This is a genomic window from Arthrobacter sp. sptzw42 (assembly GCF_059089685.1).
Genome location: NZ_JBNHEX010000006.1, coordinates 40,503 through 65,587, shown reverse-complemented (window position 1 = coordinate 65,587; position 25,085 = coordinate 40,503). Strand labels below are relative to the sequence as shown.

Genomic DNA, 25,085 nt, shown 5'->3' with positions numbered 1-25,085 from the left:
TTGATCCGTTCAACCTGATCGAAAAGGCCGTGCCCGGCATGGAACGGGCCGGTAAAAACTGGCCACAAAAGCGCAACCCCTGAAAGGCTCCCCTGTGACGCAATGCTGCATTAACCCGAGCATCCTGTCTGCCGACTTCGTCAACCTTGAGGCCGAACTGCAGCGGATCAGCAATGCAGATGCCGTGCACGTGGACGTGATGGACAATCACTTCGTGCCCAACCTCACCCTCGGGCTGCCGGTGGTCCAGCGGATCCAGGCCGTGAGCCCGGTTCCGCTGGACGCGCATCTGATGATCGCCGACGCCGACCGCTGGGCCCCGGGTTTCGCCGACGCGGGTTTGGCCTCCGTTACCTTCCACGCCGAGGCTGCCATTGCCCCCATCAAGCTGGCCCGCGAGCTGCGCGCCCGGGGTGCAAAGGCAGGGATGGCGCTCCGTCCCGGAACTCCGGTGGAGCCGTACCTGGACATGCTTCCGGAGCTGGACATGCTGCTCATCATGACGGTGGAGCCCGGATTCGGCGGCCAGGCGTTCCTGGATGTGACCCTGCCGAAGATCCGCAGGGCAAGGAAGGCCATCGACGGCTCGGGGATTGGCGTGGCCATCCAGGTTGACGGCGGCATCACCGAGGACACCATCATCCGTGCTGCGGAGGCAGGTGCCAACGTCTTCGTGGCGGGCTCGGCGGTGTACGGTGTAGAGGATCCGGCCGCAGCCATTGACCGGCTGCGGGAAGCCGGGAGCCAAAAGTTACGCTCCGCGGCGGAATAGCCGGGAGCCGCACGCGGTTATGGCACAATAGCAACACACATACGTGCTCCGGGGTCGGTGTAAGTCCGAACCGGCGGTGACAGTCCGCGACCCGCGAGCCGGTGGTTTTCCTTCCGAGGAAGTCCCCGGCGGACGGTTGAACCGGTGAAATTCCGGTACCGACAGTTAAAGTCTGGATGAGAGAAGCACGTACAGCTGTTTCTGCGGCGTCACTCGACGCCGCAGCCTTCTGCTGTCGTATATCCCCGGAGCCATCGCGGTTCTAGAGGGAAGGAACGACACAAGCACTATGAACCTGCTGCGATGGCTCTTATCGGCCACCACTCCTGCTGCCGCCATGCCCGGCAGCACAACCAGCGAGGCCCCCGCATGACGGCCGAAGTCGTGACGGCCTTTACTGCTGCCGAAACCGCCGCCATGGACAAGGCCCTGAAGGCGGCCCTTCATGGTCCCCGCGGCGCGAACCCGTTGGTGGGCGCCGTCGTCGTCGATTCCGAAGGCCGGGAACTCGTCGCGGGTTTCCACCGCGGCGCGGGAACAGCCCACGCCGAGGCGGACGCCATTGCCCGGGCAGCTGCCGCCGGGCTTGATCTTTCCGGTTGCACCATGATGGTCACCCTGGAGCCCTGCAACCATATCGGCCGTACCGGCCCTTGCGCCCAGGCGATCATCGACGCCGGAATAACGGACGTGGTCTACGCCGTGGACGATCCCCATGATCCCGCCGCCGGCGGTGCCGCCACCCTTCGGCAGGCGGGCGTCCGCGTACGCAGCGGACTGGGTGCCGGCGAAGCACTGGACCTGAACCGTCATTGGTTTGAGGCAGTAGCCGCAAAACGCCCGTTCGTCACCCTGCACATCGCACAGACCCTGGACAGCCGGATCGCCGCTGAGGACGGCACCAGCCAATGGATTTCCAGTCCGGAATCCCTGGCTGACAACCACGCCATCCGGGGCCGCATCGACGCCATCCTCGTGGGAACCCAGACCGTGCTGGTGGACAATCCCCGTCTCACTGCCCGCGGCCCCGCAGGGACGCCGGCTCAAAAGCAACCATTGCGGGCCGTGATGGGGTTGCGGGACATCCCGGCAGATGCTGCCATCCACGGGAGCGACGGCCTGGTAACCCACCTGCAGACCCGCGACCCCCAGGAAGCGCTGGCCACCCTTTACGGTTCCGGCATCCGCCACCTGATGGTGGAGGGCGGATCAAGCATCCTCAGCGCGTTCCTCGCCGCCGGGCTCGTCGACGAACTCATCATCTACCTTGCCCCCACGCTGCTGGGTTCCGGAACCCCCGCCCTCACCGGCCTGGGCATCACCACCCTCGCCGATGCCCAGCACTGGGAGTGGGACCCGTCCGACGGCGGGGCCGTCCGCACGCTGGGCCGGGACCTCCGGCTCCACCTCCGACCGCAACGCGCCGTTGCCCCAGACCCACAACCGTCCCGCCCCAGCGCGGAGCAAGCCCAGGGAGGCTACTGATGTTCACCGGAATTATCGCCGAGCAAGGGCACGTTCTGTCCGTTCAGAGGGACGGGAACGCCAGCGCCACCGTCCGGCTGCACGCCCCCGGCACTACCGAAGGCCTCGGTCTGGGCGGGTCCATCGCCGTCAATGGCGTATGCCTCACTGCCACCGAAATCGACGGCAAGGAATTCAGCGTGGACGTGATGGGGGAGACCCTCGTCCGCAGCACCATCGGTGAGTTGGCTGCGGGGGATGCCGTCAACCTTGAGCGTTGCGTCCCTGCCGGCGGAAGGCTGGACGGGCACGTGGTGCAGGGCCACGTGGACGGCGTCGGCGTGCTGGTCGAACGCGAGCCCCTGGGCAACTGGGAAAGGCTCCGGTTCGGGGTGCCAATCAACCTGGCCCGTTACATCGCGGAAAAGGGATCAATCGCCATCGACGGCGTTTCACTCACCGTTACCATGGTCAGCCACGCAGCTGAACAAAGCCCCTGGTTCGAGGTGGGACTCATCCCCACCACCCTTGCCGAAACCGGCCTCGGTGCCAAAAGCACCGGCAGCAGGGTGAACCTGGAGGTGGACGTCCTGGCCAAGTACACCGAGCGGCTCCTCGCGTTCAGCACCCCCGCTCCTGCCGCTGTTGAGGGAGGAACACCGTGAACGCCGCCGTCGGATTCGAAGCTGACGTGGCCGGCGCTGCCGTCCCCGCTGCCCCGGGAGGAGCTGCCGTGCCGTTAAACACCATCGAGGAAGCTGTGGCGGCCATGGCCGCCGGAAGGCCGGTCCTGGTCGTGGACAACGAGGACCGGGAAAACGAAGGCGACATCATCTTCGCGGCCCAGCACGCCACACCCGCGCTGATGGGCTGGACCATCCGCTACAGCTCAGGAGTCATCTGCGTGCCGCTGTCCGGCGAGCGCGCCGACACCCTTGCCTTGCCCCCCATGGTGGCTGTCAATGAAGACGCCAAAGGCACGGCCTACACCGTATCCTGCGACGCCGCCGTCGGCGTCAGCACCGGCATCTCCGCCACCGACCGTGCCCTCACCGCCCGGGTTCTTGCCGATCCGCGGACAGGGCCGGCGGCCGTGACCCGTCCTGGGCATATTTTCCCGCTCCGCGCAGTTGACGGAGGTGTGAGGGAACGCCCGGGCCACACCGAAGCTGCGGTGGACCTGTGCCGCCTTGCAGGCGTCGAGCCCGTAGGCGTTATCGCCGAAGTGGTGTATGACGACGGCGAGATGATGCGCCTGGACGGGCTCCGGGTGTTCGCGGCGGAGCACGGCTGTCCACTGATCTCCATTGAGGATTTGGTGGCCTACCTTGCAGCAGGGACAGGCGGCGCTCCGGTTCAGGGCGTCCGGCCGGTACCGGCCGGGGAGAAGGAGGAACGATGACGGTATCTGCGGCCAGCAATGGCCACTATCAGAACGGCTATCACCCGGAGCGGACCGGCAGCGGAGTGGTGCCCCATCCCGTCAGCGGCGGGCCCATCGTGCAGCTGCCCACCGCCTTCGGCGACTTCGTGGCCCAGGCCTGGACCGATCTCGTCACCGGCGCTGAACATCTGGCTGTCAGTTCCCCCAACCCGCCCCGGGACGGCAAGGCGCCCCTGGTGCGGCTCCATTCCGAGTGCCTCACCGGTGATGTGTTCGGATCGTACCGCTGCGATTGCGGCGAGCAGCTTGCGTACGCCCTGGAACTGATCCGTGAACAAGGCGGTACCCTGCTGTACCTGCGCGGCCAGGAGGGGCGCGGCATCGGCCTGGCAAACAAGATCAAGGCATACGCGCTGCAGGAGGCAGGCTTTGACACGGTAGAGGCCAACGAGCAGCTGGGGCTGCCCGTGGACGCCCGGTGCTACAACGCCGCCGCCCAGGTGCTTGCCGAGATGGGCCTTCACGAGGTCCGCCTGCTGAGCAACAACCCGGACAAGCAGAACAGATTGGCCAGGGCCGGGGTGAAAGTGGTGGAGATGGTTCCCACCGAAGTCCCTTCCCGGGACCAGAACCTCCGCTACCTCCAAACGAAGAAGGACAGGATGGAGCACCGCCTCCTCCTGGACACCCACGTGGCCCCCGTGCCTGTTGCCAGCCCCACTACCTTTACCCACCAACAAGACTGAACGGAACAGCACTGACTTATGAGCGGACACGGCGCCCCCGATATCGACCTCACCACCCTCAACCCGGACGAAACGTCCCAGCTGCGGCTGGCCATCGTTGCGGCCAGCTGGCACACCCAGATCATGGACGGGCTCCTGGATGGCGCACTTCGCGCCGCCAAGGACGCCGGGATCGCCGAGCCCACCGTCCTGCGCGTGCCGGGCAGCTTTGAGTTGCCCGTCGCAGCCGCGCGGCTGGCACCGCACTTCGACGCCGTCGTCGCCCTCGGCGTCGTGATCCGCGGCGGTACGCCGCACTTCGAGTACGTCTGCCAGGCGGCGACGTCAGGCCTCACCGACGTGAGCGTGCGCACGGGCGTTCCGGTGGGCTTCGGAGTCCTGACCTGCGACACCGAACAGCAGGGCCTGGACCGCGCAGGCCTTCCCGGCTCAAAGGAAGACAAGGGCCACGAAGCCGTCACGGCGGCGCTGGCCACCGCCGTCGTCCTGAAGCAGTACAACAGCTAGCAATCTGCGCCGCGGCGGGCGCGGTGTGTCTTCACTCACATCGTGCCCGTCATCCAGCGGCCCGACAGGCGCCCTGCACGCCGCAGCAAGTAGGCTGGAGGGCGTGAAGAATTTCGAGACGCTGTTCGCTGAACTCAGCGAGAAGGCAGCCACCCGCCCGGAAGGCTCCCGCACCGTCGCTGAATTGGACTCCGGTGTCCACGGCATCGGCAAGAAAGTCGTTGAGGAAGCAGCCGAGGTATGGATGGCTGCCGAATATGAATCCGATGAAGCGGCGGCCGAGGAAATCTCCCAGCTGCTGTACCACCTGCAGGTTCTGATGCTCGCCAAAGGCCTGACCCTGGAAGACGTCTACAAGCATCTGTAGCCACCGGTCCGGCGTGCCTTTGCCGCCGGTGCCCGCCGTGGCCTGCATTGCCTGACTTCTTAGACCTCCCGAATCCAGAAAGATTTCCCATGCTGCGAGTAGCCGTCCCCAATAAGGGTTCCCTGTCCGAAGCCGCCTCCGCCATGCTGTCCGAAGCCGGCTACCGCCAGCGCCGCGATACCCGCGAACTGGTCATGGTTGACCCGGACAACGACATCGAGTTCTTCTTCCTCCGTCCCCGCGACATTGCCGTTTATGTAGGCCAGGGAACGCTCGACGTCGGCATCACCGGGCGGGACCTGCTGCTGGACGCGGAGGTGGAAGCCGAGGAACTGCTTCCGCTGGGATTCGCTGCCTCCACTTTCCGCTTCGCCGGTCCGGTAGGGGATTTCGCCAAGGTGGAGGAGCTGGAGGGCAAGCGGCTGGCCACAAGCTATGACGGCCTGCTCCGCGGCTACCTGGCCGACCGCGGCATCAACGCCAAGGTGGTGCGCCTGGACGGCGCCGTGGAATCCTCGGTCCGGCTGGGCGTTGCGGACGCCATCGCGGACGTCGTCGAGACGGGCAACACCCTCAAGGCAGCAGGGATGGAGATTTTCGGCGAACCCATCCTGAAGTCCGAAGCCGTCCTGATCCGGCGGACTGAAGGTGGAGGCGCCGCGAACGGCACCACCAAGGAAATTGAGGTCCTGATCCGGCGCCTGCAGGGTGTGCTGGTGGCCCGCCAGTACGTCCTGATGGACTATGACATCCGCAAGGAACTCGTGGAACAGGCCGCTGCCCTGACGCCCGGCCTGGAATCACCTACGGTTTCTCCGCTGCGGGATTCTGAATGGGTTGCGGTGCGTTCCATGGTGCCCAAGCGGGAAACCAACCGGATCATGGATGAGCTGTACGACCTTGGCGCCCGCGCCATCCTGGTGAGCAGCATCCACGCCTGCCGTATCTGATTCCGCCCGCCCAGCAGCACTCCCGCACCACAGAATTCCAGGAGTTCCCATGGCAGTAGCCGTACGCGTCATCCCCTGCCTCGACGTCGACGCCGGGCGCGTCGTCAAGGGCGTAAACTTCGAGGGTCTCCGCGACGCCGGCGACCCCGTGGAACTGGCCCACCGCTACGACAACGCCGGCGCCGACGAACTGACCTTTCTTGACGTCACCGCCTCCTCCGGCAACCGCGAAACCACGTTCGATGTGGTCCGCCGGACCGCCGAGGAGGTCTTCATCCCGTTGTGCGTCGGCGGCGGCGTCCGTGGTGTGGCAGAGGTGGACAAGTTGCTGCGTTTCGGTGCGGACAAGGCCTCCATCAACACCGCAGCCGTTGCCCGGCCCGATGTCATCGACGAGATCACACGGCACTTCGGCTCCCAGGTCCTCGTCCTGTCCGTCGATGCGCGGCGCACCCGCCCCGGGTCCCGGCCCACGCCGTCGGGCTTTGAAGTGACAACCCACGGCGGACGCACCGGCACCGAAATCGACGCCGTCGCATGGGCAAAGGAAGCCGCCGACCGGGGTGTGGGTGAAATCCTCCTCAACTCCATCGACGCGGACGGGACCAAGGACGGCTTCGACCTCGAGCTCATCAACCTGGTCCGGGCCGCCGTCAAAGTGCCCATCATCGCCTCCGGCGGCGCGGGGGAGCCGGCACACTTTCCGCCAGCCGTCGCAGCCGGCGCTGACGCCGTACTGGCCGCATCAATTTTCCACTGGGGCCCGGACGACATGATGTCCCAGGTCAAAACGGCCATCAGGGAAGCGGGCTTCGAAGTACGCTAACCCAACTGACTGGCAGTTGTTGTCGTTTTGGACGCTGATAACGACAACAACTGCGAGTTAGTTTGGTTAGAGTCCCACTTCGGCTGACTGCAGAAGCGCGACGGCGTCCGGCTGGCCTTCGAAAGTGACCAGGGCGTGCCGTGTTCGGCCGTGCGCGTGCATGAGCAGTTCGCCCGGCTCGCCGACAATGGCTACAGAAACGGGGGCGCGCTTGGCAACATGCCGCGGTCCTGAAGGCCGCACCAGCACGATGCCCAGGTCTACTCCCCGGTACAGGATGGCCGCGCGCTTGACGAGTTCATCCCACAGGGCGTCCGAATAGGCTTCGTCCAGTGCCCTCGGCGCCCACCGGTCCACTGCGCGCCGGACGTCTTCGGTGTGGACGAAGTACTCGATCAGGTTGGCGCTCTCATCCAGCCCCTTGATCTTCAGGGGCGAAAGCGCAGGCGGCCCGGCACGGAAAGTGTTCACCAGCCGGGTGTAGGCCTCGGCCGTGGTCAGCTTTTCTGCGAGTTTTGCGGTGGCCTGGTCGGACGCTTTTGCCAGCCGCTTGATGATCAGGCCCAGTCCCACGGCGGCTTTGCGTTCGCGCAGGTAAAGGTGCGCGGCGAGGTCCCTGGTGCGCCAGCCCTTGCAGAGCGTGGGCGCGTCAGGACCGGCCGCAATGAGGGTTTCGGCCAGGACTTCTCGGGACGGATCAACGAAATGCATCACTTGGAAAACTAGCACGAGAGCCGCGCAGTTGGGCAGCACGTCCACAGGGGCCGGCCTACCTTCGTTCACACAGGAATCGGGGCAGGGCCAAGGCACTAGACTTGACCTGATGTCTGAGCAGCCCACCCCCACCGCAACCCCTGATTCCACCGTGCCTGCAGCGCCAGCTGCAGTCCCGGAGGCAACGCCCTCCGCAGGGACGGGCAGCCCCCTTCCCAAGGAGCTGGCAGCGGCCCTCAAGCGCGACAGCTCCGGCCTGGTGGCCGCCGTCGTGCAGCAGTTCGATACCAACGAGGTGCTCATGCTGGGCTGGATGGATGACGAGGCACTGCACCGCACCATGACCAGCGGCCGCGTCACCTTCTACTCCCGTTCCCGCCAGGAGTACTGGCGCAAGGGAGACACCTCCGGGCACGTGCAGTGGGTTAAGTCCCTGGCCATGGACTGCGACGGCGATGCGCTGCTGGTGCGCGTGGACCAGGTCGGTGCCGCCTGCCACACCGGCACCCGCACCTGCTTCGACGGCAGGGACCTCGCAGTCACAACAGGCCAGGCAGTCTGACCTTCATCCGCACGCTGCTGCGGAGCGCGGGGGAGGGCTGGCCAACCCCGCAAGCACACCAACAGGCGCCGGCTCGGCCGGCCCCTACTAGAACAGGCGGAACAGCATAACCATGCAGGACCTTGGAATCATCACCCCGGGCCTTGAGGAGTTCCGGGAACTTGCCGCCCACAGCCGCGTCATCCCCGTGCGCCTCAAGGTACTTGCCGACGCCGAGACCCCCATCGGTTTGTACCGGAAGCTCGCGCAGGGTCAGCCCGGAACGTTCCTGATGGAGTCCGCTGCAGTGGGCGGTGCATGGTCCCGTTACTCCTTCATCGGCGCGAGGTCCCGGGCAACACTGACCACCAAGGACGGAAACGCGCACTGGCTGGGCGAGCCCCCGGCAGGCGTCCCGGTGGAGGGCAGCCCAGTGGATGCTGTCCGTGACACCATCGAGGCGCTCCGCACCGAAAGGTTCGACGGCCTGCCGCCCTTCACCTCCGGCCTGGTGGGCTTCCTCGGCTGGGAAACAGTGCGGCACTGGGAACGCCTGGTGAGCCCGCCCGAGGATGACCTGCAGCTGCCGGAAATGGCGCTGAACCTCGTCACGGACATGGCCGTGCACGACAACGTGGACGGCACGGTGCTGCTGATCGCCAACGCCATCAACTTCGATGACAGCTCCGAGCGCGTGGACGAGGCCTGGCACGACGCCGTGGCGCGGGTCAAGGCCCTCCTGGCCAAAGTCAGCACGCCCGTGGCGCAGCCCGTCTCCGTGCTTGCGCCGGCCGCGCTGGACTTTGCCTCCAGCGTTCAGGAGCGCTGGGACGAAGCCGAGTATTTGGCCGCCCTGGACCGCGGCAAGGAAGCCATCGTTGACGGCGAGGTGTTCCAGGTGGTGATTTCCCGCCGCTTCGAGATGGAGTGCCAAGCTTCCGCACTGGACGTCTACCGGGTGCTGCGCAACACCAACCCCAGTCCCTACATGTACATCTTCAGCCTTGAGGATGCCGAGGGCCGGGAGTACTCCATCGTCGGGTCCTCGCCGGAGGCCCTCGTCACCGTCACCGGCGAAGAAGTCATCACGCACCCCATCGCAGGATCCCGCCCGCGCGGCAGGACGGTGGAGGCGGATAAAGCACTCGCTGAGGAGCTCCTGGCGGACCAGAAGGAACGCGCCGAACACCTGATGCTCGTGGACCTTTCCCGCAACGACCTTTCCAAGGTATGCGTGGCCGGGACCGTTGACGTCACGCAGTTTATGGAGGTGGAGCGTTTCAGCCACATCATGCACCTCGTCTCCACGGTGGTGGGCCAGCTCTCACCGCGAGCTAAGGCGTACGACGTCCTGAGGGCCACGTTCCCGGCCGGGACACTGTCCGGAGCGCCGAAACCCCGCGCCCTGCGGCTCCTCGACGAGCTCGAACCGCACCGCCGCGGCATCTACGGCGGCGTTGTGGGATACCTCGACTTCGCCGGGGACATGGACATGGCCATCGCCATCCGCTCGGCCCTGCTCCGCGGCGGACGGGCTTATGTCCAGGCCGGCGGCGGCATCGTGGCCGACTCGGTCAACCCGACGGAAGCCCTCGAAACCGTGAACAAGGCCGCGGCGCCGCTGCGGGCCGTGCACACCGCGGGCTCCCTGCAGAACATTTCCGCCGATTCATTGCCGGGCAGGACAGAATCCTGATGCAGGACCAGGACCAGGACAAAGGCCAGGCAGCAGGGCAGCCAACCGGCCGGAAGCCCTCCGGCACCCGGGCCTGGGCACGCAAGTCCACGCTGGTGCTGCTCGTAGCCGTCCTGGCGCTGGCCGTTTTCGGCACCACCACCCAAACGTGGATGACTGTCACGCTGGACCCCAACCAGGTGGGCCAGGCCGGCGCCGCGCAAACGGCACTTGAGGTCCAGGGCAGCAAGGCCGCCACCGCCGTTACCGCGCTGGCCCTGGTAGCCCTGGCGGGCGGGCTCGCCGCAGCAATCGCAGGCAGGATCGCCCGGTTGATCATCGCCGGCATCATCGTCCTCGCATCGGCAGGGATTGTTGCCGCCGCGGCCACCGTTCTGGCCAATCCGCTGGCCGCAGCCCAGGGGGCCATCGCGGCCGCCACCGGGATTACAGGCAGCAAGGCGGAGGTGGCCGTCACCGCTTTCCCGGTGTTCGCCGTCGTTACCGGCTGTCTGCTGGCCCTGGCAGCCCTGCTCATCATTCCCGCCGGGCGGCACTGGAAAACCAGGACCAAGTACGACGCACCTGCCGCGGGCAGCACCGCCGCCGCGGCAGGTCCGGTGGACGAAATTGACAGCTGGGACCGGCTTTCCCGTGGCGATGACCCTACCTAAGCCGGTGCAACGCCGTCCGGCGCACGCGGGCAGGCCGCCGATACCCGGCCACCGGCCAATAAATGGCAGAATGTAAGCAGTATCCACCCTGAGGAGATTTTCCATGAGCAAAGCACCTGCATCCGTATCCAAGTCAGGCACCCGCACCGTGGCCCCCGGCGCCATTGACCACAGCCAGGAACTCGGCCACGGGAACAGCCCCGCGGCCTGGACCTGCGTCATCGTGATGCTGGTGGGCGCACTCATCGCTTCGATCGCCTTCGTGATCGCCAGCACTCCCATCTTCATCGCCGGCATCGGCGTGATGGTGATTGGCCTCATCCTCGGCTACATCATGCGCAAGGCAGGCTACGGCGTCGAAGGCAGCAAGCTGAAGAACTCCGGCCACTGATGGCAACTGTTCTCGATGACATCAATGCCGGTGTCAGGGAGGATATGGACGCGCGGAAACGCCAGGTTTCCCTCGCTGAACTGAAGGACCTGGCCCAGGCCGCGGCACCTGCCCGCGATGCCTGGGCTGCGCTCGGCGGGCCCTCCCCGTCCCGGGAACAGCTGAAGGTCATTGCGGAGATCAAACGCCGCAGCCCCTCCAAGGGCCACCTCGCCGCCATCGGCGATCCGGCGTCCCTAGCGAAGCAGTATGCCGACGGCGGCGCCTCCGTTATCAGCGTGCTCACCGAACAGCGCCGCTTCAACGGCGCACTCGCAGACCTGGACGCCGTGCGTGCCGCGGTTGACGTTCCGTTGCTGCGCAAGGATTTCACGCTCGACGAGTACCAGATCTGGGAAGCGCGCGCACACGGGGCCGACCTGATCCTGCTGATCGTGGCAGCGCTCTCCGACGCACAGCTCGCCGAGTTCTCCGCGCTTAGCCACGAGCTGGGCATGAACGTCCTCGTGGAGACCCACACCGAGGAGGAAATCGAGCGGGCCGTCGCAGCCCGCGCGCGCATCATCGGCGTCAACGTGCGGAACCTGAAGACGCTCGACGTCGACCGGTCCGTTTTCGCCTCCCTGGCAGGCCAAATTCCCGCCGAAGCCCTCGTGGTGGCCGAATCGGGGGTCCGCGGCGTGGACGACGTCACGCACTACGCCGCCAGCGGCGCCAACGCAGTCCTCGTGGGCGAGGCGTTGGTCAGCCACTCCACCCCGCGTGAGCGGATTGCTGAATTCACGGCGGCAGGGGCCGCCGCCATCGCTGCCCGCCGCTGACCGGAGCGCCCCTGCACACCCTGTGGGCAGGGGCTGTTTGCCGCCCGGCGTATTCTGTTCCGGCACCGCTGCCGGAACCTCACACACTTACTGAATGAACAACTTCGAACAGGACGGGTCTGATGGTTGACGCACCCTCAGCGAACGCTGACAACAATGCCGCGGAAGCATTCCTGCAGGGCGGCTCCCTCAAGCATGCTCCGGGACCCTACTTCGGCAGCTACGGCGGACGCTGGATGCCGGAGTCCCTGATCGCCGCCTTGGACGAACTTGAGGAAACCTTCGACAAGGCGAAAGACGATCCCGAGTTCCGGGCCCAGATCACGGACCTGAACAAGAACTACTCCGGGCGTCCCTCACTGCTGACCGAAGCCAAGCGCTTCTCGGAGCATGCCGGGGGAGTCCGGATCTTCCTCAAGCGCGAGGACCTCAACCACACCGGTTCGCACAAGATCAACAACGTCCTGGGCCAGGCGCTGCTGGCCAAGCGCATGGGCAAGACCCGCGTCATCGCCGAAACCGGTGCCGGCCAGCACGGGGTGGCCAGCGCCACCGCCGCCGCCCTGATGGGCCTGGAATGCGTGGTGTACATGGGCGCGGAGGACTGCCGGCGCCAGGCGTTGAACGTAGCCCGCATGGAGCTCCTCGGTGCCACCGTCATTCCGGTCACCAGCGGCTCGCAGACCCTCAAGGACGCCATCAACGAGGCCCTCCGGGACTGGGTGGCCAACGTGGACCACACCCACTACCTGCTCGGCACTGCTGCCGGCGCACACCCCTTCCCCGCAATGGTCCGCTACTTCCATGAAGTGATCGGTGAGGAAGCCCGTGCCCAGATCCTGGAACAGGAGGGCAGGCTCCCTGACGCCGTCTGCGCCTGCATCGGCGGCGGCTCCAACGCCATCGGCATCTTCCACGGCTTCCTTGACGACCCGTCCGTGAAGATTTACGGCTTCGAGGCCGGAGGCGACGGCGTCGAAACGGGCAGGCATGCCGCCACCATCACGCTAGGCAAGCCCGGGGTCCTGCACGGCGCCCGCTCCTACCTCATGCAGGACGACGACGGCCAGACCATCGAGTCCCACTCCATCTCCGCCGGCCTGGACTACCCGGGCGTCGGCCCGGAGCACTCCTACCTTGCCGACATCGGACGGGTCAGCTACGAGCCCATCACGGACAGCGAAGCCATGGACGCCTTCAAGCTCCTGTGCCGCACCGAAGGCATCATCCCGGCCATCGAGTCCTCCCACGCGCTGGCCGGCGCCATCAAGGTGGGGCAGCGGCTTGCTGCCGAAGCCGCAGCCGGCGGCGGGACTGCGGAGGACAAGATCGTGATCGTGAACCTCTCCGGCCGCGGCGACAAGGATGTGGCCACCGCAGCCGAATGGTTCGATCTGTTGGACAAGGACTCCGCCGAGGCGGAAATCGGCAAAGAGGGGGAGCAGCTGTGACCACTGCACAGACCATCAGCAAGTCAGCGGCGGCCATCGACAAGGCCCGCGCGGAAGGCCGCGCCGCGCTCATCGGCTACCTTCCCGCCGGGTACCCCAGCGTGGAGCAGACCATCGCCGCCGGCATAGCCCTGGCGGAGAACGGTGCCGACCTCATCGAAATCGGCATCCCCTACTCCGACCCCGTCATGGACGGCCAGGTTATCCAGGCCGCCACCACCGAGGCGCTGGCCAAGGGCTTCACCGTGCGCCAGGTCTTTGACGTGGTGGCAGGCATCACCAGCAAAACCGACGCTGCCGTCCTGGTGATGACCTACTGGAACCCGGTGGTCAGGATGGGCGTGGACGAGTTCTCCCGGCGCCTGTCCGAAGCCGGGGGAGCCGGGCTCATCACCCCGGACCTCATCCCGGACGAGGCAGCCGAATGGATGGAAGCTTCGGACAAGTACGGCCTGGACCGCGTGTTCCTGGTTGCGCCGTCCTCCACCACCGAGCGCATGCAGCGGACCGTTGACGCCAGCCGCGGCTTTGTCTACGCCGTGTCCATCATGGGCGTCACCGGCGCGCGGACCTCCGTCAGCACCGCGGCCAAGGACGTTGTGGCCGCCGCGCACGCCGCCGGCGCCCGACGGGTCTGTGTCGGGCTGGGCGTGTCCAACGCCGGGCAGGTCCGGGAGATCGCCGCCTACGCTGAAGGCGTCATCGTGGGCACGGCCATCGTGGCAGCCATCCGCGACGGCGGCGTGGACGCCGTCGCTGCCCTGACCAAAGACCTCAGCACCGGACTGACCAGGGAAGAAGCCTAACCTCATGCAGACGCTCCTTTCCGCGGCCGCGATGGTGCCCGCCAGCATCCCCAGCCCTGACTGGTCCGGCTTCGACATTCCCCTGCCCTGGGGGACGCTGCGCATCCACGCTTACGCGCTGTGCATCCTGGCAGGCATCGTGGTGGGCCTGTGGCTGACCTCGGCCCGCTGGGCCAGGCGGGGCGCACCGGAAGGCAGCGTCTGGGACATCGTTGTTTGGGCGATTCCCTTCGGCATCATCGGCGGCCGCCTCTACCATGTGGTGTCCTCACCGGACGCGTACTTCGGCCCCGGCTTCGACGGCACCGGGGACCTCTCCCTGATCCCGCAGATCCAGCGGGGCGGGCTCGGCATCTGGGGCGCCGTTGTCCTGGGCGTCGTGGGCGCGTGGATCGGCTGCCGCCGCAGCGGCGTCAAGCTCAGCGCCTTCCTGGACGCCGCAGCACCCGGGCTGCTGCTGGCCCAGGCCGTGGGGCGCTGGGGCAACTACTTCAACCAGGAACTGTTTGGCGGCCCCACCACCCTGCCGTGGGGGCTGCAAGTCGACGCCGACAACGCCAACTTCCCTGCAGGAGTCCCCGCCGACACCCTGTTCCACCCCACGTTCCTCTACGAATCGCTGTGGAACCTGGCCGGCGTCGTGATCCTCCTTGCCCTGGACCGGAAGTTCAACTTCCGCCGCAGCAGGCTGTTCTGGCTTTACGCGATGTACTACACCCTGGGCCGGGTCTGGATCGAAGCCATGCGGATCGACGACGCCGAGCAGATCTCCCTCTTCGGCATCACCACCCGGCTGAACGTCTGGACCAGCATCTTCGTTTTCCTGGCCGCCCTTGCCGCGTTCATCCTGCTGGGAAGAAAGAAGCGGACGGAATCGGAGAGCGTGTACCTGCCGGGCCGGGAGCCGGTGGAAGACCTGGACGGCCGGCCGAACGCCGGTGCAGTGACAGCCGCGGGCAGTCCAGTCCGTGATACGGACTCCGTTGTCTCAGATAGTGAATCGCGTGATAATCTCCCTGATAACCAAAGCGGTTCCCGGCATGCTTCCGTCCCCGCGGAACAAGCCAAGGCTGCGCCGGCGGGCCGCAAGCCCGGACAGGACGCAACCGCTGCCGGAAGTTCCGGCAGCACGGCCACAGGAACCGCGCCGGAAGCCGGCACTACCAAGTAGCGCGCAGGCCAGGCAGGGCAGCGGAGCCACCGCTCGAAGCGCCCAATCACCACAGCGTCGTGGCAGCGGGGCCACCCTGGACAGCATAGAGCTGCTGTCCGGTGTTGCCCGGGGCAGGGGCCTGCTTAACTGTTAGTTCAGCAGGCCACGCTGACCTACAATTTCCAGTAATCAACACTTTGTTGTGCCCATAACCGCGGCGCCGCACGAGTGGGGCCAACGTTGTCCCTTCCATACGCACGATCAGGAGGAAGGACGTCTCCCATGACCCAAACTCTTCACACTCCCAGCTGGTCTGAACCGGATCAGCCGGAGGCTGCCATGTCGCCGTTCAAGCGTTTCGCAGCCCTCCCGGAGGCAAGCGGGCTGTACAACCCGGAGCAGGAGAAGGACGCCTGCGGTCTTGCGATCATCGCCACCCTCCGCGGCGAGCCCGGCTATGACATCGTGGACGCCGCCCTCACCGCCCTGCGCAACCTCGAACACCGTGGTGCCGTGGGCGCGGACGAAGGCACCGGTGACGGTGCCGGGCTCCTGATGCAGATCCCGGATGAGTTCTTCCGCGCGGTCACCGAGTTCGAACTTCCCGCCCCCGGCCAGTACGTGGCCGGTACCGCTTTCCTCCCCGCCGAACAGCGGGAGGCCGACGCCGCCAAGGCAGGCATCGAGGGCCTCGCCGCTGACGAGGGCCTCAAGGTCCTCGGCTGGCGTGAGGTGCCCATCGTCGCCGACCTCGTCGGTGCCATGGCACGCGCCTGCATGCCCTACTTCTCCCAGCCCTTCCTGGCGTCCGCCACCGGCGAAGAACTGGACCGCAACGAGCTGGACTCCCGCGCCTGGCGGATCCGCAAGCGCGCGCAGAACAAGTTCGGCGTGTACTTCCCGTCCCTGTCCTCCCGGACCATCGTGTACAAGGGCATGCTCACCACCGCCCAGCTCGAGCCGTTCTACCCGGACCTCTCGGACAAGCGCTTCAAGACCAAGCTCGCGATCGTCCACTCGCGCTTCTCCACCAACACCTTCCCGTCCTGGCCTCTGGCCCAGCCGTTCCGCACCATCGCCCACAACGGTGAGATCAACACCGTCAAGGGCAACCGGAACTGGATGCGCGCCCGCCAGTCCCAGCTCGCCAACCCGCTGCTGGGGGACTCGCCGGAAGAGCTGTACCCCATCTGCACCCCCGGGGCCTCCGACTCCGCGTCCTTCGATGAGGTGGCCGAGCTGCTGTGGCTTTCCGGCCGCCCCATCACGCACTCGATCATGATGATGATCCCCGAGGCGTGGGAAAACCACGCCACCATGGACCCGGCACGGCGTGCGTTCTACGAGTACCACTCGCTGCTGATGGAGCCTTGGGACGGTCCGGCGGCTGTGTCCTTCACCGACGGCAACCTCGTCGGCGCCACCCTGGACCGCAATGGCCTGCGCCCCGGCCGCTACTGGATCACCGAGGACGGCCTGATCGTCTTCGCCTCCGAGGTGGGCGTCATCGACGTCGAGCCCTCCAAGGTGGTCAAGAAGGGCCGGGTGTCCCCGGGCAAGATGTTCCTGGTGGACACCGGGTCCGGCCGCATCATCGACGACGAAGAGGTCAAGGCCGAAGTCGCTGCCGCCAACCCGTGGGCGGAATGGGTCAAGGACAACCTGATCGACCTCAACGACCTTCCCGAGCGCGAGCACGTGGTCCACACGGCCGCGTCCGTGAACATCCGCCAGCGCACCTTCGGGTACACCACCGAAGAGCTGAAGATCCTGCTCGGCCCGATGGCCCGCACCGGCGCTGAGCCGCTGGGCGCCATGGGATCGGACACCCCGGTTGCCGTGCTGTCCAAGCGTCCGCGCCTGCTCTTCGACTACTTCGTGCAGTCCTTCGCGCAGGTCACCAACCCGCCGCTGGACGCCATCCGCGAAGAGCTGGTCACCTCGCTGACCTGTGCCATCGGCCCCAACGGCAACCTCCTGGACACCAAGCAGGTCCGCCAGCCCCAGATCCAGCTGCCGTTCCCGGTGATCAACAACGACCAGCTCGCCAAGATCGCCAACATGGAGGACGCCGAAGGCTTCCGCGTAGCCATGAAGGTCCGCGGGCTTTACCGCCCCGAAGGCGGCGAGAACGCCCTCCGCGCCCGGCTCACAGAAATCTGCGAGCAGGTCTCCGGCGCCATCAACCGCGGTGTCCAGTACATCGTGCTCTCCGACCGTGACTCCAATGCGCAGTGGGCGCCCATCCCGTCCCTGCTGCTGGTCAGTGCCGTACACCACCACCTGCTGCGCAGCGCCAACCGCACCAAGACCGCTCTGGTGGTCGAGGCGGGCGACGTCCGCGAGACGCACCACGTGGCGGTCTTGATCGGCTACGGCGCCTCCGCTGTCAACCCTTACCTGGCCATGGAATCCGTGGAGCAGCTGATTGCTGCCGGCGACGTCACCGGCGTCACCCCGCAGGACGGCGTCTACAACCTGATCAAGGGCCTGGGCAAGGGCGTCCTGAAGATCATGTCCAAGATGGGCATCTCCACGGTCGCGTCCTACACCGGCGCCCAGACGTTCGAAGCGCTCGGCCTGGGCCAGGAGCTGGTGGACGAATTCTTCGCCGGCACGCACTCGCAGCTTGGCGGCGTAGGCCTGGACGTTATTGCCGCCGAAGTCTCGGCGCGCCACCAGATGGCGTACCCCGAGGGCGGCATTGAGCAGCCGCACCGCCCGCTTCTGGGCGGCGGCGAATACCAGTGGCGCCGCGACGGCGAGCCCCACCTGTTCAACCCGGAGACTGTCTTCCGGCTGCAGCACGCCACGCGTGAGCGCCGCTACGACATCTTCAAGGCCTACACCAGGGGAGTGGACGATCAGTCCACCAACCTGATGACCCTCCGCGGCCTGCTCAAGTTCAAGAACGAGCGTCCTGCCGTTCCCCTCGAGGAAGTGGAGCCGGTCTCCAGCATCGTCAAGCGGTTCTCCACGGGTGCCATGAGCTACGGCTCCATCTCCCAGGAGGCCCACGAGACGCTGGCCATCGCCATGAACCAGCTGGGCGGCAAGTCCAACACCGGTGAGGGCGGGGAGGACGTGGAGCGCCTGCTCGATCCCAAGCGCCGTTCCGCGGTCAAACAGATCGCTTCCGGCCGCTTCGGCGTCACCAGCCTGTACCTGACCAACGCCGATGACATCCAGATCAAGATGGCGCAGGGTGCCAAGCCCGGCGAAGGCGGCCAGCTGATGGCGCAGAAGGTCTACCCGTGGGTGGCCCGCACCCGCCACTCAACACCCGGCGTCGGGCTGATCTCCCCGCCCCCGCACCACGACATCTACTCCATCGAGGACCTCGCCCAGCTCATTTACGATGCCAAGCGCGCCAACCCCTCGGCCCGGGTACACGTCAAGCTCGTGTCGGAAGTGGGGATCGGCACCGTGGCGTCCGGCGTGACCAAGGCGAAGGCCGACGTCGTACTCGTCTCCGGCCACGACGGCGGAACGGGCGCCTCGCCGCTGAACTCGCTCAAGCACGCCGGTGTCCCGTGGGAGCTCGGCCTGGCCGAGACGCAGCAGACGCTGATGCTTAACGGCCTGCGCGACCGCGTGGTGGTGCAGGTGGACGGCCAGCTCAAGACCGGCCGCGACGTTGTGATCGCCGCTTTGCTGGGCGGCGAGGAGTTCGGCTTCGCCACCGCCCCGCTCGTGGTGGAGGGCTGCATCATGATGCGCGTCTGCCACCTGGACACCTGCCCCGTGGGCGTGGCCACCCAGAACCCGGAACTGCGGGCACGCTTCAGCGGCAAGCCCGAATTCGTGGTCAACTTCTTCGAGTTCCTCGCCGAGGAAGTCCGCGAAATCCTGGCAGAGCTGGGCTTCCGCAGCCTCGAAGAGGCCATCGGCCACGCCGAGGTCCTGGACACCCGCGAAGCCGTCAACCACTGGAAGGCCGACGGCCTGGACCTGGATCCGATCCTGCACGGGCTGGAGTTCGACGACGACGCCCCGCTGCGGAACATGACCGGCCAGAACCATGAGCTGGACAAGCACTTCGACCAGCGGCTGATCACCATGGCCACGGAAGCCCTGACGGACCGCAGCCCGGTGAAGATCTCGGTGGACGTGATCAACACTGACCGCTCCGTGGGCACCATGCTGGGCCACATGGTCACCAAGACCTTCAGCACGGACGTCCTGGCCACGGACACCATCGATGTCACCCTCAGCGGCACCGCCGGCCAGTCCCTAGGCGCCTTCCTGCCCGCAGGCATCACGCTGCGGCTGTTCGGTGACTCCAACGACTACGTGGGCAAGGGCCTGTCCGGCGGACGCATCATCGTCCGGCCGGACCGTACCAATGTGTTCAAGGCGGAGACCAACGTCATCGCCGGCAACGTGATCGGGTACGGCGCGACGAGTGGTGAAATGTTCCTGCGGGGCCAGGTGGGCGAACGCTTCCTGGTCCGCAACTCGGGTGCCACCGCCGTCGTCGAAGGCATCGGTGACCACGGCTGCGAGTACATGACCGGCGGCCAGACGCTGATCATCGGCCGCACCGGGCGCAACTTCGGCGCCGGCATGTCCGGCGGCACCGCCTACGTCCTCGACCTGGACACTGCCCGGGTCAACAAGGACGCACTGCAGTCCGGCGAACTCCAGCTCCGCGGGCTGGACGCCGAGGACCGCGACATCGTGCACGGCCTCCTGGTCAAGCACGTTGAAGAAACAGACTCCCAGCTGGCTGCGCGGCTCCTCGAGAATTTCGATGACACCGCTGCCCGCATCACCAAGGTGCTGCCGCGCGATTACGCGGCTGTGCTGCAAACCCGCCTCAACGCCATTGAAGAGGGCCTGGACCCCGACGGCGAAGAAGTGTGGTCCCGAATCCTGGAGGTAACCGGTGGCTGATCCACGCGGATTTCTGAAAGTACGCCAGCGTGAAACCCAGCCCCGGCGTCCCGTTCCCGTCCGCATCATGGACTGGAAGGAAGTATACGAGGCGCAGGAAAAGGGCACCCTGAAGGCCCAGGCCGGCCGCTGCATGGACTGCGGCGTCCCGTTCTGCCACCAGGGCTGCCCGCTGGGCAACCTCATTCCCGAGTGGAACGACCTCATGTGGCGGGACAAGGGCGAGGAAGCCATCGAGCGGCTCCACGCCACGAACAACTTCCCGGAGTTCACCGGCCGGCTGTGCCCCGCCCCGTGCGAGGCGTCCTGCGTGCTGGGCATCAACCAGCCTGCAGTAACCATCAAGCAGGTGGAAGTTTCCATCATCGATGAGGCCTGGGACAACGGCTGGGTCAGCCCGCTGCCGCCGGCACGCCTGACCGGAAAGACCGTTGCCGTCGTCGGCTCCGGACCTGCCGGCCTTGCGGTCGCTCAGCAGCTGACGCGCGTGGGCCACACCGTGGCCGTGTACGAGCGGGACGAGAAAATCGGCGGCCTGCTGCGCTACGGCATCCCTGACTTCAAGATGGAAAAAGAGCAGGTGGACCGCCGCGTCGAGCAGATGAAGGCGGAAGGAACCCGTTTCCGCACCGGTGTAACGGTGGGGACGGACGTGACCTGGGAGCAGCTGCGCAGGCGCTACGACGCCGTCGTGGTTTGCACCGGCGCTACGGTGCCCCGTGACCTGCCCATCCCGGGCCGGGACCTCGAGGGCGTCCACTTCGCGATGGACTTCCTGGTGCCGGCAAACCGTGTAGTAGCGGGGGAGACGGTGGAAAACCAGATCCACGCCCAGGGCAAGCACGTGGTGATCCTTGGCGGCGGCGACACCGGAGCAGACTGCCTCGGCACCGCCCACCGCCACGGTGCTGCCTCGGTGACCACCCTGGCCATCGGCAAGCAGCCCCCTGCTGAACGCGCGGGCCACCAGCCGTGGCCAACGTTCCCCACGCTGTTCGAGGTGGCCAGCGCCCACGAGGAAGGCGGCGAACGCACCTACCTCGCTTCCACGGTTGAGTTTGTTGGCGAAAACGGCCAGCTGACCGGAGTCAAGGTGGCCGAGACGGAGTTTGTTGACGGCAAGCGCCTACCCAAGGCCGGCACGGAGCGGATCATTCCCGCGGACCTGGTCTTCCTGTCCCTCGGGTTCACCGGTGCTGAGCCTGCCGGGATCACCGAACAGGTGAAGGCTGAATTCGACGGCCGCGGCAACGTGTCCCGCGACGGCTACTACATGACCAACACCGAAGGCGTATTCGTGGCCGGCGACGCCGGGCGCGGCCAGTCACTGATCGTCTGGGCCATCGCCGAAGGACGCGCCGCCGCAGCGGCAGTGGACAAGTTCCTGATGGGCAGCACCATCCTGCCGGCTCCCGTGGCGCCAACCGACAGGGCCATCGCCGTCCTCTAGCGCAGCATCAAGGGTTCACCTCCACGACGACTTAACCAATGCAAGTGACCAATAGGGTAGGTATATGAGACGCGCAAAAATTGTGGCTACGTTCGGCCCGGCAATTGCCAGCTACGAAAACACGCTCGCGGTGCTGGAGGCCGGCGTTGACGTCGCCCGCATGAACATGAGCCATGGTGACTACACCGTGCACGACAACACCTACGAGAACGTCCGGAAGGCTGCCGCCGATCTCGGCAAGGCCGTGGCCATCATGGCTGACCTGCAGGGGCCCAAGATCCGTTTGGGCCGGTTCGTTGACGGCCCGCACGCCCTGGCCGTTGGCGACACCTTCACCATCACCACGGAGGACGTTCCCGGCACCAAGGACATCTGCTCCACCACGCTGAAGAGCCTCACCGAGGACGTCAACGTGGGCGATGCCCTGCTGATCGACGACGGCAAAGTGGCCCTGCGTGCCACAGCCGTTGACGACGTCAAGGTTGTTGCCGAGGTGACAGTGGGCGGCATGGTGTCCAACAACAAGGGCATCAACCTGCCCGGCGTTGCCGTCAACGTCCCCGCCCTGAGCGAAAAGGATGAAGACGACCTCCGCTGGGCCATGCGCCGCGGTGTTGACCTGGTTGCCCTTTCCTTCGTGCGTGACGCCTCAGACATCACCCGGGTGCACGAGATCATGGACGAAGAAGGCCGCCGGGTGCCGGTCATCGCCAAGATCGAAAAGCCCCAGGCCGTGGAGCAGCTTTCGGAGATCATCGACGCGTTCGATGCCATCATGGTGGCCCGTGGCGACCTGGGCGTGGAACTGCCGCTGGAGGAAGTGCCGATCGTCCAGAAGCGTGCCATCGAACTGGCCCGCCGCTGGGCCAAGCCGGTCATCGTGGCAACCCAGGTCCTGGAATCCATGATCGACAACCCCCGCCCCACCCGGGCCGAGGCCTCCGACTGCGCCAACGCCGTCCTGGATGGTGCCGACGCCGTCATGCTCTCGGGTGAGACCAGCGTGGGCAAGTACCCGATCGAGACCGTCAAGGTGATGGCCCGGATCATCGAGTCCACCGAGGTCCACGGCCTTGAGCGCGTACCCCCGCTGGGGACGAAGCCCAAGACCCGCGGCGGTGCAATCACCCGTGCCGCCGTCGAGATCGCCGACCAGCTGGACGCCAAGTACATCTGTGCGTTCACCCAGTCCGGCGACTCCGCCCGCCGCCTCTCCCGCCTGCGCCCCATCAAGCCGGTCTTCGCGTTCACTCCGGTGGAGCAGGTCTGGAACCAGCTCGCGCTGACCTGGGGGATTCAGCCGGTGCTGGTCCAGATGGTGGACCACACGGATGAGATGACCGCGCAAGTGGACCGCAGCCTTCTGGAGATGGAACTCGTCGAAGATGGCGACCTGGTGGTCATCGCCGCCGGTTCCCCTCCCGGAAAAGCCGGCTCCACCAACTCGCTGAAGGTGCACAAGGTGGGCGACCTCGCTGACACCGCCCGTGTTGGTGAAGCGGTCAGCAACAAGGAAAAGCTCGGCCCCTGGCCGGAAAAGAAAAAGAAGGCCTAGGCTTTCGAGCAGCGAAAAGGACCCCTGCCGGTTGGCAGGGGTCCTTTTCGCTGGCTTCGTTGGTTGGGCCTGCTGGAACCAAAAGGCCCAACCCTTTGGCTGCTAGTTGACCTGGTTGATGATGGTTTCGGCGACCTCGCGCATGCTGAGGCGGCGGTCCATCGAGGTTTTCTGGATCCAGCGGAAGGCTTCGGGTTCGGTGAGGCCCATCTTGGTGGTGAGCAGGCTCTTGGCGCGCTCCACGAGCTTGCGGGTGGCGAACTGCTCCTGGAGGTCGGAGACTTCGCTCTCGAGTGCCTTGATCTCCTCGTGGCGGGAGAGTGCGATTTCGAGTGCCGGGATAAGGTCGGCAGGGGTGAAGGGCTTCACGACGTAAGCCATGGCCCCGGCGTCGCGGGCCCGCTCCACCAGTTCCTTCTGGCTGAAGGCGGTCAGCAGGACCACGGGGGCGATGCGGGCCTTGACGATCTTCTCCGCTGCTGAGATACCGTCCATGACGGGCATCTTGACGTCCATCAGGACCAGGTCCGGCTTCAGTTCCTCGGCAAGCTGCACAGCCTTTTCGCCGTTGTCCGCTTCGCCGATGACGTCATAGCCTTCGCCGCGCAGGATTTCGATGATGTCGAGGCGGATGAGGGTTTCATCCTCGGCCACAACGACGCGGCGCGCCGGCTGGGACGTGGGTTTTGACTCCGTCTGTTCAGTCACGGGATCTCCTTGGAAAGGTACGGCGGGGACACCACTATCTTAGGTGCGCCCGGTCCCGTACTTGATCTGCATGGTCAGTTGCGGCGACGGCGGCGCGATTCTGGAATTCAGCCTATCTGCATGTAGAGTAATTCCGCGTACGTGAAGCGATCGCGTTGCTCACAATCAGCTGTGGGCGTACCGTTTTACTTCATGTATTCCGCGCCCGAGTGGCGGAATTGGCAGACGCGCCGCACTCAAAATGCGGTATCGAAAGGTGTGTGGGTTCGAGTCCCACCTCGGGCACAGTGTTATCGCAGGTCAAGGGCTATTTGCCTTCCTACTGTTGACAAAGCTTGACATTCGCGGATCGTGTCTTCTGATTTTTCCGTCCGTTCGGATGTAGGGCGCGCGCGGGGCGCCGTCGCCGACCGTGGCACCACGATTGGCTGCCGAAGATCGAGGAATGGGTCGAAAAAACCATGGGTCGGATCCGTGCCGATGTCGTTGATGACAAGGTCGTAGCGATGGGCTACCGGGTGTCGGACGGTTCCACGCGCCGTGCCGTCTCGCAGGTCAAGGAGGAGTACCTGCGCGGGAAGAAGCGGCTTCACCGTCCTTGGATCAGCGAGCCGGGTGCCTGGCTGCAGTACGATTTCGGCGACGGGCAGGTCATTGACGGGCCCGGACGGTGCTGTTCCTGACTTGGTGCAGGTTCCGCATCGTGATCCCGTTGCGGGACCGGACGCGCCGCGCGTTTCCTCGGCTCTGGACCGGTCCTTTCGGCTGCTCGGCAGGACGCCGACGTATGTGCTGACCGATAACGAGAAAACCGTCACCACCATGCATGTGGCCGGGGTGCCGGTCCGTATTTAGCAGACCCTGGCGTTCGCCAAGCACTACTCCGTCGACGTGCTCACCTGCCAGCCGGCGAATCCGGCATTCAAGGGCGGCGTCGCGTCGTCCGTGTAGATCGCCAAGACACATCTGGTGCCAAAGACACCGACTTGCGAAACGCATACGACTCGTTCGTCGGCTCGAGGCGGCTTGTACAGTGTTCGTGGACCAGCTCAACGGCCGCGAGCACCGCGCCACCCGCCACCGCCCGATTGATATGCTCGCGCAAAGGAGGTTGCAGTGGTGGATCTCCGTTTCAGCTTCCAGCTCGACAGGGGCGGGTTGTGAGCTGGACTCCTGTCGGCGAAACCAGTGGGCCCAGCAGAGATTACCGCCCTATTTGGAGTATGCACATTGC

Annotated in this window: 22 protein-coding genes, 1 tRNA gene, 1 pseudogene and 1 riboswitch; of the genes and pseudogenes, 22 read left to right on the top strand and 2 right to left on the bottom strand. The window is 66.0% G+C overall.

Annotated features, from left to right (window positions below; genetic code table 11):
* Nucleotides 1-94: 94 nt before the first annotated feature.
* From rpe to hisF, 9 genes are all read left to right on the top strand, one after another.
* Entirely contained in the window at nucleotides 95-772 is a 678-nt protein-coding gene (gene rpe / locus AC5RT4_RS09670; protein ID WP_494105587.1) for a ribulose-phosphate 3-epimerase, read from the top strand.
* 39 nt (nucleotides 773-811) lie between these two features.
* A riboswitch (FMN riboswitch) is annotated at nucleotides 812-965 on the top strand.
* A gap of 176 nt (nucleotides 966-1,141) precedes the next feature.
* Nucleotides 1,142-2,257, top strand: coding sequence for a bifunctional diaminohydroxyphosphoribosylaminopyrimidine deaminase/5-amino-6-(5-phosphoribosylamino)uracil reductase RibD (ribD, locus tag AC5RT4_RS09665; protein ID WP_494039522.1), 1,116 nt, complete (start codon nucleotides 1,142-1,144; stop codon nucleotides 2,255-2,257).
* Nucleotides 2,257-2,901 (top strand): riboflavin synthase, encoded by a 645-nt coding sequence (locus AC5RT4_RS09660; RefSeq protein WP_494039523.1) that lies wholly within the window; start codon nucleotides 2,257-2,259, stop codon nucleotides 2,899-2,901. The genes ribD and AC5RT4_RS09660 overlap by 1 nt, the downstream gene beginning before the upstream one ends.
* Entirely contained in the window at nucleotides 2,898-3,638 is a 741-nt protein-coding gene (ribB, locus tag AC5RT4_RS09655; protein ID WP_494039524.1) for a 3,4-dihydroxy-2-butanone-4-phosphate synthase, read from the top strand. Before AC5RT4_RS09660 ends, ribB begins: the two co-directional genes overlap by 4 nt.
* Nucleotides 3,635-4,366 carry a GTP cyclohydrolase II gene (gene ribA / locus AC5RT4_RS09650; protein ID WP_494039525.1) on the top strand — a complete coding sequence of 244 codons (732 nt, stop codon included), beginning with the start codon at nucleotides 3,635-3,637 and terminating at the stop codon, nucleotides 4,364-4,366. Before ribB ends, ribA begins: the two co-directional genes overlap by 4 nt.
* Before the next feature lie 18 nt (nucleotides 4,367-4,384).
* A complete protein-coding gene (gene ribH / locus AC5RT4_RS09645; protein ID WP_494039526.1) occupies nucleotides 4,385-4,873 on the top strand; it encodes a 6,7-dimethyl-8-ribityllumazine synthase in 489 nt (162 codons plus the stop codon).
* Nucleotides 4,874-4,976: 103 nt separating this feature from the next.
* A complete protein-coding gene (locus AC5RT4_RS09640) occupies nucleotides 4,977-5,240 on the top strand; it encodes a phosphoribosyl-ATP diphosphatase (RefSeq protein WP_015936881.1) in 264 nt (87 codons plus the stop codon).
* Between the two features lie 89 nt (nucleotides 5,241-5,329).
* The gene (gene hisG / locus AC5RT4_RS09635; protein ID WP_494039527.1) at nucleotides 5,330-6,190 is read left to right on the top strand and encodes an ATP phosphoribosyltransferase; all 861 of its coding nucleotides are present in this window, start codon (nucleotides 5,330-5,332) and stop codon (nucleotides 6,188-6,190) included.
* Between the two features lie 49 nt (nucleotides 6,191-6,239).
* On the top strand, nucleotides 6,240-7,016 hold the full coding sequence (gene hisF, locus AC5RT4_RS09630) for an imidazole glycerol phosphate synthase subunit HisF (RefSeq protein WP_494039528.1): 777 nt from the start codon (nucleotides 6,240-6,242) through the stop codon (nucleotides 7,014-7,016).
* Between the two features lie 66 nt (nucleotides 7,017-7,082).
* On the opposite strand, the gene AC5RT4_RS09625 is transcribed toward hisF, so the two are convergent.
* Nucleotides 7,083-7,727, bottom strand: coding sequence for a TIGR03085 family metal-binding protein (locus tag AC5RT4_RS09625; protein ID WP_494039529.1), 645 nt, complete (start codon nucleotides 7,725-7,727; stop codon nucleotides 7,083-7,085).
* A 112-nt stretch (nucleotides 7,728-7,839) separates the two neighbouring features.
* Here AC5RT4_RS09625 and hisI point away from each other — a divergent pair, with 112 nt between their 5' ends.
* The 11 genes from hisI (at nucleotide 7,840) to pyk (ending at nucleotide 23,143) form a co-directional block, all read left to right on the top strand.
* Complete coding sequence (hisI, locus tag AC5RT4_RS09620) at nucleotides 7,840-8,292, top strand: phosphoribosyl-AMP cyclohydrolase (RefSeq protein ID WP_494039530.1); 453 nt, start codon at nucleotides 7,840-7,842, stop codon at nucleotides 8,290-8,292.
* A 112-nt stretch (nucleotides 8,293-8,404) separates the two neighbouring features.
* Nucleotides 8,405-9,967, top strand: a complete 1,563-nt coding sequence (locus AC5RT4_RS09615) for an anthranilate synthase component I (RefSeq protein WP_494105586.1) — start codon at nucleotides 8,405-8,407, stop codon at nucleotides 9,965-9,967.
* Nucleotides 9,967-10,620 (top strand): Trp biosynthesis-associated membrane protein, encoded by a 654-nt coding sequence (locus AC5RT4_RS09610; protein WP_494105585.1) that lies wholly within the window; start codon nucleotides 9,967-9,969, stop codon nucleotides 10,618-10,620. The genes AC5RT4_RS09615 and AC5RT4_RS09610 overlap by 1 nt, the downstream gene beginning before the upstream one ends.
* 103 nt (nucleotides 10,621-10,723) lie before the next feature.
* Nucleotides 10,724-11,011: an HGxxPAAW family protein gene (locus tag AC5RT4_RS09605; protein WP_494039533.1), complete on the top strand. Its 288-nt coding sequence runs from the start codon at nucleotides 10,724-10,726 to the stop codon at nucleotides 11,009-11,011.
* Nucleotides 11,011-11,832, top strand: a complete 822-nt coding sequence (gene trpC / locus AC5RT4_RS09600; RefSeq protein ID WP_494105584.1) for an indole-3-glycerol phosphate synthase TrpC — start codon at nucleotides 11,011-11,013, stop codon at nucleotides 11,830-11,832. Before AC5RT4_RS09605 ends, trpC begins: the two co-directional genes overlap by 1 nt.
* A gap of 122 nt (nucleotides 11,833-11,954) precedes the next feature.
* Nucleotides 11,955-13,283 carry a tryptophan synthase subunit beta gene (trpB, locus tag AC5RT4_RS09595; protein ID WP_494105583.1) on the top strand — a complete coding sequence of 443 codons (1,329 nt, stop codon included), beginning with the start codon at nucleotides 11,955-11,957 and terminating at the stop codon, nucleotides 13,281-13,283.
* Nucleotides 13,280-14,089, top strand: coding sequence for a tryptophan synthase subunit alpha (trpA, locus tag AC5RT4_RS09590; protein WP_494105582.1), 810 nt, complete (start codon nucleotides 13,280-13,282; stop codon nucleotides 14,087-14,089). The genes trpB and trpA overlap by 4 nt, the downstream gene beginning before the upstream one ends.
* Before the next feature lie 4 nt (nucleotides 14,090-14,093).
* Entirely contained in the window at nucleotides 14,094-15,260 is a 1,167-nt protein-coding gene (gene lgt / locus AC5RT4_RS09585; protein ID WP_494105581.1) for a prolipoprotein diacylglyceryl transferase, read from the top strand.
* A gap of 264 nt (nucleotides 15,261-15,524) precedes the next feature.
* Nucleotides 15,525-20,138 (top strand): glutamate synthase large subunit, encoded by a 4,614-nt coding sequence (gene gltB, locus AC5RT4_RS09580; RefSeq protein WP_494039538.1) that lies wholly within the window; start codon nucleotides 15,525-15,527, stop codon nucleotides 20,136-20,138.
* Entirely contained in the window at nucleotides 20,131-21,588 is a 1,458-nt protein-coding gene (locus AC5RT4_RS09575; RefSeq protein ID WP_494105580.1) for a glutamate synthase subunit beta, read from the top strand. Before gltB ends, AC5RT4_RS09575 begins: the two co-directional genes overlap by 8 nt.
* 64 nt (nucleotides 21,589-21,652) lie before the next feature.
* Nucleotides 21,653-23,143: a pyruvate kinase gene (pyk, locus tag AC5RT4_RS09570; RefSeq protein WP_494105579.1), complete on the top strand. Its 1,491-nt coding sequence runs from the start codon at nucleotides 21,653-21,655 to the stop codon at nucleotides 23,141-23,143.
* Nucleotides 23,144-23,245: 102 nt separating this feature from the next.
* Here the strand turns inward: pyk and AC5RT4_RS09565 are convergent, their stop codons facing one another.
* A complete protein-coding gene (locus AC5RT4_RS09565; RefSeq protein ID WP_163163231.1) occupies nucleotides 23,246-23,851 on the bottom strand; it encodes an ANTAR domain-containing response regulator in 606 nt (201 codons plus the stop codon).
* A gap of 203 nt (nucleotides 23,852-24,054) precedes the next feature.
* Here AC5RT4_RS09565 and AC5RT4_RS09560 point away from each other — a divergent pair.
* Together AC5RT4_RS09560 and AC5RT4_RS09555 are read left to right on the top strand one after the other, a co-directional pair.
* Nucleotides 24,055-24,136, top strand: a tRNA-Leu gene (locus tag AC5RT4_RS09560).
* Between the two features lie 140 nt (nucleotides 24,137-24,276).
* Nucleotides 24,277-24,956: pseudogene (locus tag AC5RT4_RS09555) on the top strand (transposase); the annotation flags it as partial.
* Nucleotides 24,957-25,085 lie beyond the last annotated feature (129 nt).

What these genes read in the sequence shown, in the direction of transcription:
- lgt (WP_494105581.1), top strand. Translation starts at nt 14,094, where the DNA reads ATGCAGACGCTCCTTTCCGCGGCCGCGATGGTGCCCGCCAGCATCCCC.
- ribD (WP_494039522.1), top strand. Translation starts at nt 1,142, where the DNA reads ATGACGGCCGAAGTCGTGACGGCCTTTACTGCTGCCGAAACCGCCGCC.
- gltB (WP_494039538.1), top strand. Translation starts at nt 15,525, where the DNA reads ATGACCCAAACTCTTCACACTCCCAGCTGGTCTGAACCGGATCAGCCG.
- AC5RT4_RS09660 (WP_494039523.1), top strand. Translation starts at nt 2,257, where the DNA reads ATGTTCACCGGAATTATCGCCGAGCAAGGGCACGTTCTGTCCGTTCAG.
- ribH (WP_494039526.1), top strand. Translation starts at nt 4,385, where the DNA reads ATGAGCGGACACGGCGCCCCCGATATCGACCTCACCACCCTCAACCCG.
- hisG (WP_494039527.1), top strand. Translation starts at nt 5,330, where the DNA reads ATGCTGCGAGTAGCCGTCCCCAATAAGGGTTCCCTGTCCGAAGCCGCC.
- hisF (WP_494039528.1), top strand. Translation starts at nt 6,240, where the DNA reads ATGGCAGTAGCCGTACGCGTCATCCCCTGCCTCGACGTCGACGCCGGG.
- hisI (WP_494039530.1), top strand. Translation starts at nt 7,840, where the DNA reads ATGTCTGAGCAGCCCACCCCCACCGCAACCCCTGATTCCACCGTGCCT.
- trpB (WP_494105583.1), top strand. Translation starts at nt 11,955, where the DNA reads ATGGTTGACGCACCCTCAGCGAACGCTGACAACAATGCCGCGGAAGCA.
- ribA (WP_494039525.1), top strand. Translation starts at nt 3,635, where the DNA reads ATGACGGTATCTGCGGCCAGCAATGGCCACTATCAGAACGGCTATCAC.
- pyk (WP_494105579.1), top strand. Translation starts at nt 21,653, where the DNA reads ATGAGACGCGCAAAAATTGTGGCTACGTTCGGCCCGGCAATTGCCAGC.
- AC5RT4_RS09605 (WP_494039533.1), top strand. Translation starts at nt 10,724, where the DNA reads ATGAGCAAAGCACCTGCATCCGTATCCAAGTCAGGCACCCGCACCGTG.
- AC5RT4_RS09625 (WP_494039529.1), bottom strand. Translation starts at nt 7,727, where the DNA reads ATGCATTTCGTTGATCCGTCCCGAGAAGTCCTGGCCGAAACCCTCATT.
- AC5RT4_RS09615 (WP_494105586.1), top strand. Translation starts at nt 8,405, where the DNA reads ATGCAGGACCTTGGAATCATCACCCCGGGCCTTGAGGAGTTCCGGGAA.
- trpC (WP_494105584.1), top strand. Translation starts at nt 11,011, where the DNA reads ATGGCAACTGTTCTCGATGACATCAATGCCGGTGTCAGGGAGGATATG.
- AC5RT4_RS09610 (WP_494105585.1), top strand. Translation starts at nt 9,967, where the DNA reads ATGCAGGACCAGGACCAGGACAAAGGCCAGGCAGCAGGGCAGCCAACC.